Here is a 15,112-nt window from a genome sequence, read left to right as displayed (position 1 = left end):
TTGGCCTTCGCCAATTCCGGCCGATCCAGTATCGCACGCATCGCGAAGCCATGGCCGACTTGTTCAAATGCCTTGATATGTTCTATAACCGCAAGTCGTCGTGATTCATGCCGTGGCTTGTCACCAACTCAGTTCATGCAGGACTGGCCTGCGCGGCTCAGGGGACAAAGGATAAGGCTGCATAACTCGGGGCCTCTGGAAGGCGAAAACCCGGGCGCATGAAATGGGTCAACGGCTCCCTAATTTCGATAGAAGCACTTCACAATTGCGGCGGGCGGGCGGAACACTTCCGCCGCGGGTTCCTTGCTCGCAATCAGTGATCTGGCCAAGACAAACAGGGGAATGGGAAGCCAGTTCCACCGGCGCACCTTCCCTTCGGACATCGGCCAATGCTACGTTTCACACTACGCCGCTGATGATTGCGCGAGTTCCTTTTGTCATCGCCTAGGTTCTCGCCGACACTGTGCCAAGCTCAAAGACCGGCCACGTTACTCCGTTGCCTGACTCCCCGGACCATCTATCGGGCCGGTCCCACAGTAGTAGGGATAACTCTCGGTAGGGTCTTTCGGGTTTGTGTATATGCATACATCGTTCGCCGCGACCGCAGAGGCCTGCGCCGCCACACCCATTAAAACCGCGGACAGAAGGCCACCAGAAAGCACTCTCGTCATGATTTCCATACACATTCCTTTGTTAACATGCCGTAAATTACGCGACTCGTGCACTGGGCGCCGCAATCACGTACCTTACGAAATTGTCTGAGCAACTGCCAGAAGAAAAGCATCAAATATATTGATGCCAACGCACGATCGTCGTTAGGGGACCGTGCTGCTAGGTCGAGAGGCGGTCTCCGGCACGATGCGGGCAAAGAGCCCACGATTTTCCGGTTACTTTTTGATGCCATCTTCATTTCCTCGCATTCCTGCCAACAGACTGTTGCCGTTCATCGAGGGGCAAGTGCCGCGGGCCAGCACGGTCCTGGTTCATGCACCTGTCGCGATACCGTCGCCCTGGTAAGTGTGCATACTGGCCGCAGACTATTGCGGGTGGCCTGTTTCGCGCTGAATGCCATTGAGTGTGCGCGTCGGATTGTCTTCGTCATTTCCTCGTGTCCTCTGCATGCGTTATCGCCGCCCTCCTTGCACCTACGAGAAACATGGATTCGACATGCTATCAACGATATTTAATCAGGCATAAGTTACGTTTACTTTTCATCATCCGCGTCATTAATGTATACATATGTTTTTGGTTCCGCTGATCATCGTGGAATATAGGTCATCAAAAGGCGAAATTGGCTGCCCGCCTATAGTTTGCATAATGGAATGCGTTGAGTGCTCAGCCAGACGATCAGATGCTTAAACTTACTGTTTTGCAAAGTGGAGAAACGAAACCGATGATGAGAAATTTACTTGTTGTTGCCCTTGCGCTCGGCGCATCGTATTGCGCTGCTGCTGAAACGTACGAAAGCTGCCCGATGCCTGCCAACATCAAGATTGCGCGGGGTGTGTACACGGCAACAACCAACGATAACGAGGGTGAATGGATTGGCACTTCGAGAGGACCAGGCGACGGTAATATCAAGGAATTTACCTCGTCCATGTTTTTTCCGCCGCAGCTTGATAATGACGGTTCTGTGCAATCGCCGCTAGTCCGGTGCTCCTACGAACTTGCTCAAGGCGGCCATTTGGATTTACGGTTCGACCTAAGCCGCCGCTACCTGGTCTAAGGGTCGATGTAGGTTTATGGCGCCGGAAATCCGGCCCTTACGATCTCGACTACTATGAATGCACTGAGCGAGCCGCTTGGCGTTGTAGGTTCGAGGTCGTTCGGCGGTCCTGACCTGAGCAAGCGTAAGCATACGATTTCTCTCCCCTCGCTTTTGCGTTCAGCAAGATTCGCGATTTCGTCCGCAACGCCAAGTTGCGGGCGCCATGAGGCCCGGTCGAAAAAAATGGAAGCCAACGTTTCGTAATACCGAGAAGCGGAGGCATGGATGAATCGAATTTCAAAAGCGGTCTATACGAAGGAGCTCCGAGACAAGCGGTCAAGCTGACCTTGATTGAAGGTGTTGGGATATCGGAGGCTTCCTGACGATTGTCGGCTCCAATGAAAACGGAGGCAAACCGGGGGCGCGCGGCGAAGCCTGTAAGCTCAAGGACGTCGGACGACCAACTCCCGGAGCTTGCCGGCTTAAGTTCGAGAATGGGGGCGGAATCTGAGGTTTTGCTTGCAGGTCAAGTTGACAACTGTCTGGACCGTGAGAGTTTGGTGATTACGTTAAATTCCCCGGCGCTCTGGAAAATGAAAAATTCTTGTCGATTGGGCGTCGGAAATTATCGTTGACCAATGTCTTGGCTCAGACCATGTCCTAACTATCCGGATTTGAGGTCCAATGTAGTGCGAACTGCAGAGCGACTGTAGCGATGGACGACGTATCGGAGCGCTTCGCCGCAGGCGAGAATGAACCAATAGGGAGTAGTAATGAAACTGAAGAAGAACATGAGGCGTGTTTGCACTCGGCATGCCGTGACACTTGCACTAGCTGTATGGCTCGTGACAGGCTGCTCTGCCGGGGCACAGCAGGATGCGTTCGTGCCGCTCGTGCGCAGCATGGCAGATCGCCTCAACACCGCGGACCAGGTCGCTCTGAACAAGTGGGACACGGGCCAACCCGTCTATGACCCTCAGCGAGAAGCGCAAGTCATTGCAAATGCGGTGGCGATGGCGTCTGAGTACGGACTAACCACGGAGGATGTGACAAACATTTTCTCGGACCAAATTGAAGCCAACAAAGAAATTCAGTACGAGCTGCTCAGCAACTGGATGCGTCAGGGCAATGCTCCCGCAACGCCTCGCCAGAGCTTGCCGGGCGTTATTCGACCAATTCTGGATAAGCTGCAGGCCAATATCATGCTGAATTTGAAGGGCGTGGCGCCTCTTCGCAGCAATACAGATTGCCAGACACAGGTTGCAACAGCAGTGGGGCGCGTCGCCCAACAAACGTCGCTTGATGCCCTACATCTCGCGGCCCTCGACCGTGCGGTCGCGCGGATATGTGTCAAGTTTTGACTTTCCGGGGGGAGGGCTAAAGACATGCAAGGAAGCTCCCTGAAGGCAGACATATTGGAACTCCGTTGCGCAAATGGCGGCGTCGCGCATTTGAGATGGAGAGGATCCCCTGCGCTGGGGCACCAGCATGGTTTCGTCGAAGCGCGCCCTGACGACGTGCGCAACGTTCTTTGGGGACTATCCGTGAGTAGAGAGTGGCGACGAAACAATTGCCGACGCGATGCTTTTACCGTCTCATGTGGCGTCATCACTGGATCACGCACAGGTGGACCACTTAGAAAACATCCCCAAAACCCCAACGTCCTGGAGCCCGAACTCGATCTCAACTGGGGAAAACCTACAATCGACATCGCGCAATGCCAGACCCGCCGAGTCGGTCACGATTCCAAAATTGGCGATCAAGTTCGCTGAAGTACGCATCATCATTTAATATTCCGTGTTCGGCTCATCAACCTTCTACGCTGAGATAGGAAGATGGACGACCAAACAGCGCGAAATGTACTCAGAAAGGCTGATGGCGGGATCGACTGGAATGACGTCCGGAACGCGCCGGACTGGCGGCAAGGAAAGATCGTGCTGGACGGTAGATTTAGTGCAGACGAGCTTCGTGCGATCATCGAGCTTCGGCGAAACACTCGCTAGCAATAGTCGAGATCCCTGATCTCGCGCTTCTATCCCGGCCGTGATCCCCGTTACTGTCTTCCCGCCTCGATATTTGTGGCTTTGGCCTACTAGGCCCCGCATGATTCGCCCCCAGTCACCTGTGCCCAACGAGCAGAGCTAGTCCGTCCTGAACAATTCGTTTTGCCGAGCACCGTAGTTACGGGGATTGAAGCCGAGCAAGTCGGTGGTTGAACAAGGCGGTCAGAATGAAGGCGCAAAGAAGCCGCAGCTTCCTGAGGATCATCCGTAGATTGTGTCCTGCGCCGCACATCACCGCGTGCATCGCGTCGCCGAGCGCACCCTTGAGCCAGTTGCGATCGAGTTTTCCGTCTGTCTTCATGTGACCGATTGCTGGCTCGATTGCGCTGCGCCGTCTGATCATCGCGCGTAGTCCGCGTGTAATGCCCCGCCGCAAGCCCGGGTGGTAGATCTTCACACCATCGACGGCGACACCCTTGTAGCCACGGTCGACGATGGCGACCTCCGGCGTGGCGTCGCACAGGATTGCCGCCTGCTCCAGCGCTTCAGCCAGGGTGTGCCCGTCGTACGGATTGCCTGGCATCGAGCGCATGCCAACCACCAGTCCTTCCTTGTGGGTCGTCGCGATCGAAACTTTCACCCCGAACTCGTACGGCTTGCGCGCCTTGCCCTTGGCCAGGCACTCGACTTCCGGTGCATGCAGCGCATAAAGCTTGTTCTTGTCCTTCGGCTTCTGCGCCAGAATGCGTCTCGTGCGGGCGATCAGTTCCGTTAATTCAGCGCAGCCTAGGTCGGCCACCTGGTTGACCTGCCGCTCCACATCGCGCATCACCCGTCCAACGCGCGAGCGCAGCGTGCGCAGCGCTTTCCTCATGCGTTTGTACTGTTTCGCGTGAGCGTAGCGGCCAATCTGCAGCGCCAGATGCGGCGCCTCGCGGTTGTAGTTCTGCCTCAGTTTCAGACCGTGCCGTGCCGCGGCTTTCACCAGATGTTCGCGACACCGTTCGAGCAGGCGCGAATCGGTTGGGTGGGCGATCGCCTTCTCCATGACGGTCGTATCAACAATCACGCGCTTGACGCTCGAAGCCTTGATCACGCCAGCGCGTTTTGCTGCTTCGATCGTTTCGGCCAGCAACTCTTCAACGCCGGCTTCGCCCATTCGCTTGCGCCAACGCGTCAGGCTCGATGGGTCGATCGGAGGTTCGGTCTGCAAGTAGGTCTCGCCGGTGAACACCTGCCAGTACGGGTTCTCTACCCATTGCCAGACGACCTCTTCGTCGGACAGGTCGAACGCGTGCTGCAAATACAGCAACCCGGCGATCAGCCTCGGCGATGTCGCCGGTCGTCCCTTGCGCGATACAAAGCTTTCGCTCATTGATGCGCCCAGTCGCTCCCAGTTGATCAGGTCGGCCAAACGTATCAACGGATGCTTCAGGTTGATCTGTTCGCGCAGCGGCTGGCGGAAAAAATCTCCCTCCGTCACAGGCGTCTTCGGACCCATTCGCACCTCGTCGAAAAATGCAGGATTCTCACGTTAATGTGCCAGGATCCTGCAAATCTCACAACACCAATTCGGCCTCAAAGCTCTGCCACGCAAGGCTCTCCGAATTGATCAGGCTCGACGAGCTAACCGAAACCTAGTAGAGTCCGTTTCGGAGAAGAAGACGAACATGAAGAAGCGCTTTACGGAAGGACAACTCATCGGTTTTCTGAAGGAAGCCGATGCCCGTATGCCAGTCAAGGAGCTAAGCGGGAAGCAGGGGTTCAGTCATGCATCGTTCTACACTTGGCGTGCGAGAGGAGAGGAACTCATTTGGTGAAGAATCAGTTGCCCTTGGCGAGTTCGAGTGAATCGGGAAGGGTGCGCTTCGATTGCGTGGCCCCCTCCTCTTCTAGATCCATCTATTTCTGACGAACGGCAGAAACGACCGAAAGGAAGAGGTGCACCATACGAGGGTCGAACTGCGAGCCTGCACCATCAACAATCGCCCGTATCGCCTGACTTCTGGGGATGGCGCGCTTGTAGACTCGCGCATGCCGGATGGCGTCGTAGGCATCAGCGACTGAGACGAGACGCGCTGCCATCGGAATCGATTCGCCTCGAAGGCCGCTAGGATAGCCAGTTCCGTCCCATCTTTCGTGATGACACAGGGCTACCTCCCTGAGGAGACTAGGCAAATCGGATTGCGGAAAGCCGGACGCTACCTGGTCAATCAGCTTCGCACCTAGTGCGGCGTGAGCCTTTGCGGCTGAGTATTCCGCTTTGTCAAGCGCACTCGGTTTGCCTAGGATTTGTGCCGATACAGCGGCTTTGCCTATGTCGTGAAAAAGCGCAGCAACTGACAGGCGCTTCGCGCTAATTTCGCAGGCGGTGTCCGTGTTCCAGCCAATCCTGCCCATCATGCTCGTCATCCTGCACGCGAGTGCCGCGACGCGCTTGCTGTGATTGACTGTCTGCCGGATGACCATAGAATTGAGTTTGTAATCTAGGGATCCGTTTACTTCGATAAAGCGCTGCAACGCGGCCACGCGCAACCGCCGGGTGAGAGACGATCCGGGTTCCATCGGTCCATCTCGCTTAAGCGGTCGATGCTCAAACGTATTCGCGCGGCATCTTGGTCGCTCCCATTCCTCATTGGTTAGCTCATGAAAATGCATTCACATCTCCAAACGGTTTGATCGAACCACTAGGCTTACGACGATCGTTTCGTGCGCGATATGTTCCTTTCCCCAATACATGCAACTTCCCTCCAATTCGACAAACCTCTCCCTTTCAGAGGAGCCCCTGAGAACTCGTCGCCAACTTGTTGCCAGTTCCATCGCGAGCCGAGGCCATGAACTGATTCGACACGGCGGATGATAAAGATAGTCCCGCAAACACAAATCGACAAGAGGGCAAAGTGTGCGATGCGTCAAGGTATTCTGGGATTGACAATGGCGAGGCTTTTTTCGATTTCCGGAGATCACGTCTCACACGACACCTCTTGAGGGCCGAATCTCAGGGATTCCGATGTTGCACCGGAGATGACCATGTTGTTGCACTTATGACGGTCGCATGTCCGGAACGCGACAAAGTGATGGGTCCCAGTCGGTCGGAACCTGCACTGACCGTCTCTTTCTTGTGGCCCACAAATTGCTGGGAATGGCGGCACACTTCACCACAAGGAGTCTTCCATGCTCAGGAAAAGGATCGATCCACGAACGCTTGAGGCCATGCTTGTCGAAGCGACGGAAAACGCATTATCTGACTATGACTCATCGCTCGCGTTGGATGACGATTTAGAGGCAGTCGCCCAGTTCGGCGCCGCTTTCGCCGTTCGTGCACATGGTGCGGACACCGAATCGGATACGTAACCTGTGGAGGATGCTGAGGCTGACGGCGATATTTACAATTGGCGTGATGACTTTTTTGTCGCGACTCAGGGATTCGACGCTGCACGATTGGGTCGCTCGCAGTGGGTACCTAAGCGAGCGGCTCGAATCCATCTCAGTAGCCGAAAAGCCGTGGAGACGATCAAGCCGCCGCATTCGCTTGCTGGCAGCGATTGGGAGCAAATGGAGCACCAGACGTTGGAAGAAGATTCAGCAAAAGGTGGATTGGCGGCGGTCCAAGGTGGTCGACTCCGAAAGACGTCAAAGTGACCGTCCAAATACGCGGGAACTGTTGGTGAAGTGGCTTCCCAGGACGTAGATGCTCATGCTGGGAAGCCGGACACGACCAAGTCATCGAATCCGCCCTTATCGTCAAGTCGGTTGCTTTTCGTGGTTTCACGCGGGGCGACTATGAGGCATACAGATTGCTTTTCTTTCGCCAAGCATGGTTAAGGAAGGTCTGCAAAGCTTTCCATCACGTTCGCGTGAGCGGAGGTGCGCTGATTCCCAAGCCAAAACCAAATCGTACCGCGATTCAACGACGCAGGGGAGAGTAGCTGCGAATTGCTCCCAAAGAAAGGTACACCGAATGTTTTGGAGTACGTTTATCGCGAAGCAAAAACAGTATGACTCACGATAGGGCTGGCTTGCGGTGTGGAATCATATGCTGGCTACCAATGCTGCCTGAGCCGCACGGTTGGACAGTCCCCTCCGCGGTGAGAACAGGACTCGATCATAGCTGATGAGTGGGCGGATCGAGTGAAGTAGAATTGTTTGACAGGGGGAGACAACGCGGACCAACATCTCGCTGCAAAAAGCGGCACGTACCCGCCGTCTATCAAGGGGGGCCGTGGTCTAGCAAAACGGACCGTATGCGTTGCGTAGTCCGTTCGCGCGGTAATCGCGAGGCATGCAAGCGGCCTTCAGGAAAGATTCCCTCCAGGGGCTAGTGTCGTGAGTTAGAAGTTCGTTGAATCAATTTCCCGGTCTTTCTGGAATGACGAAATGCTGATTAAAGAGCCGCTCGGACTCACGCAGTCCTTCTTCGGTAAAGATCACAGACTTCGTCCTGTTGACCGGGTCTTCGATGAAACCCCGTTCGTAGAGTCGGTTCAGCACATCCCAGTCGAAACCCTTCCATGCGCGGTATCGGCCATGCAGGGTCAGGTAGAGAAGTGCCAGGGCGACTTCATCAATTGCGTCGGTGTTGATGTTCATGATGCTTCGCCCGCGGCCGTCCGGACCCGCATACAAAACCGTTCGAGACTGGCCAGAATTTCATCAGCCGACTTGCTCCAGGAAAACGGTTGTGGATTGGCGTTGTAGATGTCCAGGTATTGACGGATCGCGTCTTCGAGTTGACGTGTCGAGCGATGCGTACCGCGTCGAAGGTATTTTTCAGTGAGCGAGGCGAACCAACGCTCGACCTGATTAAGCCACGACGCCGAGGTGGGCGTGAAGTGAACATGGAAGCGAGGATGTCGAGCGAACCAGGCTTTGATCGAGGGCGTTTTGTGCGTGCCATAGTTGTCCATCACCAGATGCACATCCAGGTGCGATGGCACACTGGCTTCGATGGTGCGCAGAAAGCGCACGAATTCGCTGCTGCGATGGCGCCGATATACCTCGCCGATCACCTCGCCAGTAGCGATGTCCAGCGCCGCGAACAGCGTAGTCGCGCCGTGGCGCATGTAATCGTGCGTGCGTCGTTGCGGGATGCCGGGTGCCAACGGCAGCATGGGTTGCGTGCGATCGAGCGCCTGAATCTGGCTCTTCTCGTCCACGCACAACACCATGGCCTTAAGCGGCGGATCCAGGTAAAGCCCGACGATATCTCGCACCTTGTCGACGAACATCGGATCACTGGAGAGTTTGAACGTTTCCTGCCGATGCGGCTGCAGACCAAAAGCACGCCAGATCCGTGTGACCGCCGTTTGCGACAATTTCATCTCGCGAGCCATCGTGCGCGTGCTCCAGTGAGTCGCGTCGACAGGTACGGACTCAAGCGTCTTTGCGATGACCGCATCGACGCGAGCGTCACCAATCGTCCTCGGCGCGCCGGGCCGAGGCGCATCAAGCAGTCCGTCCAGACGATGCATTACGAATCGCGCCCGCCACTTCGAGACCGTTTGCTGAGTGACCCTCTGTTTCGCCGCAACGCTCTTGTTGTCCAGGCCATCGGCACAGGCCAACACGATGCGCGCCCGCAATGCGAGGGCTTGTGCGGTCTTGCGTCGCATTGTCAGCGCTTGCAGTTCTTCGCGCTCCGATTCGCTCAGCACCAGTTCCCCTTTGGGCCGCCCGCTCATCCTTGCCCCCTCGCATCAAGTGCCACATAGAACACTTTAGTACGTGATCGGCATCATTCAATGAATTTTTAACTCAAGACACTAGGTTGAAATAGATATTCTCCGCGATGGGTACGACAGGTCTGCATTACGAGACTAACGCAGGCTTCTTCGCACGTAGGAACCATAGATAGGCGTCCGCGTTGCTTTGCCACGCCGTAGCGTGCGGCCGAGCCTAACAGACGCAAGTCACTCTTCTGCAAACTATAGGAGATTCACCGACCAAGTGTTTCACCATCGTCACCTTCATATGGTGAGACGTTCGACATGGCCTAGGGAAGGGATCGATCAACAGCAACTGGATGCCACCCTCGCGCGATGAAACTCGGATTGGTCTGCGCCTTGATTTCGAGGCTCTTCCGGTATTCCGGTGGACCGAGTGTGCCGAGCGAGACCTTGACCCGCTTTGGGAACGATTGCCCAAAGTGGTACATGCATGCGGGCCGACCTGATCAGGCGGCCTGCGCTTGATGAGCCGATCTATATTAATCACCGGTGTTATTCCGGCCTTGCGGCGTATCCCTTCACAAGTGTCTTGCGCTGCTTACCCAGATCCCAGCATCGACCTGAAAATATTCCTGGAACAGTATCGATTGATTGCCGTGTGTTCCCACACAGCATGCCGACGGCCGGTCGCTAGCGTAGTGCGGGAGCAATCGTCAGTTCATGCAGGAACGTCTCGGCAACGGCCGCCCAGACCGCATCCTGACGAAGCAAGCCGCCATGGCGGCGGACAAGCGCAATTAGCATTGGTCTGAACGGTATCGCGCTGCCACGAAAGACGCCAAAGATTCTCGACAACACCGATCCGAAGCTTCTCCGGTTCCAGCATTAACTATCTCAATGTGCAGGTCTACGTATTGGTGCGAAACCATCGCACCGGGCTTCAAGTCGTTGGCATAGACAATGCACATGAGTTCGTCCAAGCCGTGAGCCGTCGTCTCCGAGCGTTCAAGGATGCGTCCACGATCGTAGACAAGCGGGCCCATCACATTTCGATGATAACGGATGCGTTCCTTGTTGGCGAACACACAGATCGGGATGGGATGCTGCAGCTCGATGTTGCTCTGACCACAAGTCCAGGCGATGCGTGGACGTGGGACTTAATTGTCGACAAATCGCCGTAACTTGTCGGCGCGATTTGGCTGCATCAGTTTTCGCATCGCCTTGCTTTCGATGTACCTGATCCGTTCGCGCGTCAGGTCGAATTGTTCGCCAAGTTCCTCGAGCGTGTAGCCGCACGCTACATCAATCCCGAACCGCATTCGCAGTACTTTCGCTTCACGCGGCGACAATGAATCCAGCGCTTCGTCGATTGCGGCTCGCAGGTTCGAGCGCGCGGCCGCATCCGCAGGGGATCCAGCCATTGGATCTTCGATCATATCGCCAAGCGTGGCGTCGGCATCTTCGCCCCCTGGCGTCTCGAGCGATAGGGGTTGCCTCATGACCTTCAGTATGTCACGAATCTTGTCTTCTGATAATTCCATGCGCTGAGCCAACGCAGCAGGATTAGCCTTGTGCCCAGTCTCCTGCAAAATTTCCCGCGAAATCCGGTTTAACTTGTTGATTGACTCGATCATATGCAAGGGGACTCGGATTGTGCGCGCCTGATCCGCAAGACAACGCGTGACTGCCTGCCTGACCCACCATGTTGCGTAAGTTGAAAACTTCCAGCCGCGTCGATATTGAAATTTGTCGACGGCTTTCATCAGGCCGATGTTTCCTTCCTGGATCAGATCCAGAAGGGGCACGCCTCGGTTCGCGTACTTTTTCGCGATAGAGACCACGAGACGCAGATTCGCCTCGATCATCTTGCGCTTCGCCTGACGCATCTTCGACTCGGCTGCCATCATCTGCCGGTTGATCTTCTTCAAGTGTTGCAAGGGCAGGCCGGCCTTAGCCTCAATATCGATAAGCTTCTGCTGTTCAGTCTGGATCTCCGGTCGACTGCGTGAAAGTGCCGCACCGTACTCGCGGGACGTCGCCGAGTTTTCAGTCCACGCGAGATCAGTTTCGTATCCCAAAAACGACTCGACGAATCGCGCGCGCGGCATGCCGCACCGGTCAACGGCAATCTGCAGAATACGTCGCTCGACCGCACGTACCTGTGCGACTTGCTGTTGCACATCAGCGCATAGCGCATCGATAGTCCGTGCCGTGAAGCGAACAGCCGCAAGCTCCCGCTGGATCGCTTCAAAAAGGCGCTCGCGGGCGACCTGTCCGTTTTCTTGCGCGGCGTCGGCTTCTGAAATCTGTTCGTACAGGTCACGAACTCGCGCAAAGATAGCGAGGCCGTCTCTCGTGAGCTGTTTCATTCGCGGTTCGCTCCCCTTCACCATGTCCCGGTCTTCGACGACCCTGCCCTCACCGCCGTCGCTCCTCGCGTCGTCGCCCTTAGCGCTGTCCTGTTCAATGTCCGGGGTTTTAGCCGGCTCTGGCAACGACCGAAGGACCGCTTCGGAGTCTTCATTAAGGTCGTCGACCAGTTGATCGATGCGCAGTTCACCAGATTGAATCTGCTTCACCATTCGAAGGATCGTGAAGACAGTCAGCGGGCAGCGTGCGATCGCCAAGCCCATTTCGTGGAGCCCCTCTTCGATGCGTTTCGCAATCTCAGTCTCGCCCGCGCGAGTCAATAATTCGGTCGCACCTATTTCACGCATATACATCCGAACGGGATCCGTTGTGCACCCGAATTCAGGATCGACGGTTGAAAGCGCGCCTTCGGCCTCCAGGTCTGCCTTGTCGTCCAACGTGGCTGCCGGCGCCGCCTCGTCCAGGAACGGCTTCTCCGTGTCAGGAGCCTGCTCGTAGACTGCAATGCCCATGTCGTTGAACGTGCTGGCAATGATTTCAATGGCCGCGGTATGCACAAAATTGTCGGGGAGATGATCGTTGATTTCCGCATGAGTCAGGTAGCCGCGCTGGTTGCCGAGTCGGATGAGAGCGCGCATCCAGCGCTCCTGTTGCTCTTCGTCCTGCGATACCCCGTCGATCGACTGCAGGGGTGTTACGGGTTCGACCTTCGACGCGCGCGGGACCGACGTGTTCAGGGCGGACGAAACTGTGCCTGGACGTGAATAGGTCCAATCGACCTTTGACATAGATTCTCCTGGACGGTTGCGCGGCAATCGCGACCAGCGACTGTCCGCACTCGGCCGACGAGCCGCGCACGTCTCGCGGTTACAGACGGACACGGACTGTGGAATCGCAACGGGCAATGAATGCGCGGCCCCTAGATACGGGCGGACGCGAAGGAACCGCAAGATTTGCCAAAAAGCATCAATGCGTTAGCAACGTAACACAAACTACCGCATTTCACCAGTTGGCGAATCTAGCCCGTCCGCAACGTTAACGTGCTACGCCGCGAACCACACTAAGAATTCGACATCTGGATGGATAGAATATGACGAAGCTTATCGAGGTCTTTGCGTGGAACTGGAACATCTACGAATACGGCGCGGAGTCGGAAGCGCGTCAGGGCCGTTCCGGCCAAACGTCGTTGGGTTCGGTCGAGCTCCGACTTGGAGACGCGCCTCTTTCCGTCGTTCAGTCGTCGGTTCTACGCCGAAAATGGCGGTTCATTGGCGAGTAGGCCTCGCATCGAGGTCCGTGCGAGGGGACCGCTAGCTTTCGCTGTTGACGGATATCACGTTTACCGTGCAACGGCCCTAGCGTGTCGGCCGCCTTCAGTACCTCCTCCCGCTTGGGCTCTGGATTGACCCTCATTAGCAAAGCCGATATTCTCGCTCTTTTTGACAGAAATCCGGCATCCGCCGGGTTTCGGTGAATGGCTGGGCGTTATGGCGCCTTGGGCGCGCGCATTGGCGCAATCTCGAACGCTCCTGTGGGAATGGATTTCACATCCGCCCGCGGGCGGCGGTCCTTACCGGGCGCGGCACGAACTCGCAGCCACGCCACAAGATGCACATCGGCGCCGGCGTACTCCAAAGCTGAATGAGAGAAGCTGACAGTGCGGAAGCACCTTGGTGCCGAAATCTGCCTATGCCGGCTCTTGACCATGTGCGGGCCTGAAAGGAGGAAATGAAATGAAGCGGCGGCTGATCCTGACAATATTGATCGCATATCTGCTGTGCGCTTGTGTTGGAGGGCACGGGTCGTCTTCTGCGCCAGCCCCCTCAGCAGTGACAGGCTTGCGGTCCAATTTCAACGAGACCGCAATTACCGCGCGTCTGCCGACGGACACCGGCGGTTTCGCAACGGCGACCGGATCAGACGATCCAGCCGTCACGGTCGACAGCCTCGCTGATCTGCTGGCTGCGTTCAGCGCGCGACAGCACCACATCCTAATCAAGGGCGAAATCTACGGCGGACCGCGACTGACGACCATCACCTTCGCCAGCACGGACTGGAACAACACCACGATCGAAGGCGCCAGCGGTGGCAATGCGGTGCTGAAAAACGTCCAGCTTAAATTCGACGGCGAAATGCTGCCGGCAGACCAGAACATCCAGAATGTCGTGATCAGAAACATCACTTTTCATGGCGTCATCGGAGATCTACAGGCCCTACCCGCCCAAGTCTACGGCACATCCAACAACGCCGGCATCAACTATGAAGGCGTGTCCCTGCGACGGGTCACCAATGCATGGGTCGATCATTGTTCCTTCTACGACACGAGCGACAATCTGATGAGTGTGACGCTGTCATCGGATAATGTGACGGTCTCGTATAGCCGGTTTTATTTCACCAATGAATGGCTGGCGATGCGCCCCGATCCCCTGTGGGACTGGACGGGCAAGAACCAGGATCTGGCCAATGAACGCCTGGCGATGGTAGTGGGCGCATCTCGGCAGGATTCGTATGCATATGGTGGGCACAGGCTACATGTCACCTTGCACCATAACCAGTTCGGCCCCAACCTAAAGGGGCGTCCGCTGCTGCGGGGCTGGGTCCACGCCTACGACAATTATTTCGATAACGACGCCACACCGACCGGCCTCACGGCCGTCGGGTCAGACGAGACCCAGTACAACGCCCTGCAGATCGGAAGCGGCAGCGTCGTCTATGTTGAAAGCAACTATTTTCTTAGAACTAACCAGAGCATTCAGGTCGTTCTGGATTTGCCGGACGATGTCTACTCTTTTCATGAAAACGCAAACCAGTACGTTCAGTCCACCGGCAGATCGGCAAAGGGCGAGGCTTTTTCAATCGCGCCCGTCGGTTACGCCTATCGAGTTGGGACGGCCTCGTCCGTTCTCAACGCCGCGTCGGCCTGCGGTCCTCGCTAGTGCCAGCGATCAATCAGGACGACTTCCCGCTGGCTGTTGGATTCGTTTCGCTGGCATTGACGTCAGTGCCTAGGGGCGGCCCTTTCACGATCCAACGACGCATCGCAGGCGCTGCAATACCGCAGATCGGGAATCGCCCGCCGCGCAGCACGCATCGGTGATCGCATTAGTATGCGCTACCGGGAGCGAGTTTCACATGCTGCGCGACGGCGCCTTCTATCAAGCGAAATCCGCCCCTCACACTTGACGAGTGACATAGGGCGCCCCGCCCTTGTTGTGTCCGTAATCCGTAAGGATTCGATATCGGGTACTCCCAGTTCTTTGGAATGACCTAGTGATTATAGAAACTTACCCGATGGGTCGTATGTTGCGGATCGTCGGCTGCACAACGTCGCTGTCGGAATGGAGGTGTACGGCACGTCGAAAGTA

General features: G+C 56.3%; 10 protein-coding genes and 2 pseudogenes. 7 read left to right on the top strand and 5 right to left on the bottom strand.

Features of this window, described 5'->3' with window-relative positions; translation table 11 throughout:
* Nucleotides 1-26: 26 nt before the first annotated feature.
* From QFZ91_RS24590 to QFZ91_RS24580, 3 genes and pseudogenes are all read left to right on the top strand, one after another.
* A pseudogene (locus tag QFZ91_RS24590) lies at nt 27-185 on the top strand (IS3 family transposase); the annotation flags it as partial.
* Nucleotides 186-1,351: 1,166 nt separating this feature from the next.
* Nucleotides 1,352-1,726, top strand: coding sequence for a DUF3757 domain-containing protein (locus tag QFZ91_RS24585; protein WP_429568775.1), 375 nt, complete (start codon nt 1,352-1,354; stop codon nt 1,724-1,726).
* A gap of 755 nt (nt 1,727-2,481) precedes the next feature.
* Entirely contained in the window at nt 2,482-3,069 is a 588-nt protein-coding gene (locus QFZ91_RS24580; protein ID WP_429524619.1) for a chorismate mutase, read from the top strand.
* A gap of 820 nt (nt 3,070-3,889) precedes the next feature.
* Here the strand turns inward: QFZ91_RS24580 and QFZ91_RS24575 are convergent.
* The gene (locus tag QFZ91_RS24575) at nt 3,890-5,212 is read right to left on the bottom strand and encodes an IS5 family transposase (protein ID WP_429522490.1); all 1,323 of its coding nucleotides are present in this window, start codon (nt 5,210-5,212) and stop codon (nt 3,890-3,892) included.
* A 169-nt stretch (nt 5,213-5,381) separates the two neighbouring features.
* Here QFZ91_RS24575 and QFZ91_RS24570 point away from each other — a divergent pair.
* Nucleotides 5,382-5,510 (top strand): annotated as a pseudogene (locus tag QFZ91_RS24570) (transposase); the annotation flags it as partial.
* 103 nt (nt 5,511-5,613) lie between these two features.
* Here QFZ91_RS24570 and QFZ91_RS24565 read toward each other — a convergent pair.
* Nucleotides 5,614-6,276 (bottom strand): HD-GYP domain-containing protein, encoded by a 663-nt coding sequence (locus tag QFZ91_RS24565; protein WP_429568774.1) that lies wholly within the window; start codon nt 6,274-6,276, stop codon nt 5,614-5,616.
* Nucleotides 6,277-6,885: 609 nt separating this feature from the next.
* On the opposite strand from QFZ91_RS24565, the gene QFZ91_RS24560 reads away from it, so the two are divergent.
* Nucleotides 6,886-7,065: a hypothetical protein gene (locus tag QFZ91_RS24560; RefSeq protein ID WP_368718993.1), complete on the top strand. Its 180-nt coding sequence runs from the start codon at nt 6,886-6,888 to the stop codon at nt 7,063-7,065.
* A gap of 993 nt (nt 7,066-8,058) precedes the next feature.
* On the opposite strand, the gene QFZ91_RS24555 is transcribed toward QFZ91_RS24560, so the two are convergent.
* The 3 genes from QFZ91_RS24555 to rpoD all read right to left on the bottom strand — a co-directional run bounded on the left by QFZ91_RS24555 (nt 8,059) and on the right by rpoD (nt 12,535).
* Nucleotides 8,059-8,301 (bottom strand): DUF6429 family protein, encoded by a 243-nt coding sequence (locus tag QFZ91_RS24555; RefSeq protein ID WP_429568773.1) that lies wholly within the window; start codon nt 8,299-8,301, stop codon nt 8,059-8,061.
* Nucleotides 8,298-9,392, bottom strand: coding sequence for an IS630 family transposase (locus QFZ91_RS24550; protein ID WP_429568772.1), 1,095 nt, complete (start codon nt 9,390-9,392; stop codon nt 8,298-8,300). The genes QFZ91_RS24555 and QFZ91_RS24550 overlap by 4 nt, the downstream gene beginning before the upstream one ends.
* A 1,142-nt stretch (nt 9,393-10,534) precedes the next feature.
* The gene (gene rpoD, locus QFZ91_RS24545; protein ID WP_429568771.1) at nt 10,535-12,535 is read right to left on the bottom strand and encodes an RNA polymerase sigma factor RpoD; all 2,001 of its coding nucleotides are present in this window, start codon (nt 12,533-12,535) and stop codon (nt 10,535-10,537) included.
* 302 nt (nt 12,536-12,837) lie between these two features.
* Here rpoD and QFZ91_RS24540 point away from each other — a divergent pair, with 302 nt between their 5' ends.
* Nucleotides 12,838-13,026, top strand: a complete 189-nt coding sequence (locus tag QFZ91_RS24540) for a hypothetical protein (protein ID WP_176370050.1) — start codon at nt 12,838-12,840, stop codon at nt 13,024-13,026.
* A gap of 454 nt (nt 13,027-13,480) precedes the next feature.
* Entirely contained in the window at nt 13,481-14,683 is a 1,203-nt protein-coding gene (locus QFZ91_RS24535) for a pectate lyase (RefSeq protein WP_429568770.1), read from the top strand.
* Nucleotides 14,684-15,112: the final 429 nt, after the last annotated feature.

Origin of the sequence: Paraburkholderia sp. JPY419 (genome assembly GCF_050435705.1) — a bacterium.
GTDB classification, from domain to species: Bacteria; Pseudomonadota; Gammaproteobacteria; order Burkholderiales; family Burkholderiaceae; genus Paraburkholderia; species Paraburkholderia youngii.
Note: the sequence above shows the minus strand (reverse complement) of the source record. Positions and strands in the feature narration are given on the sequence as shown.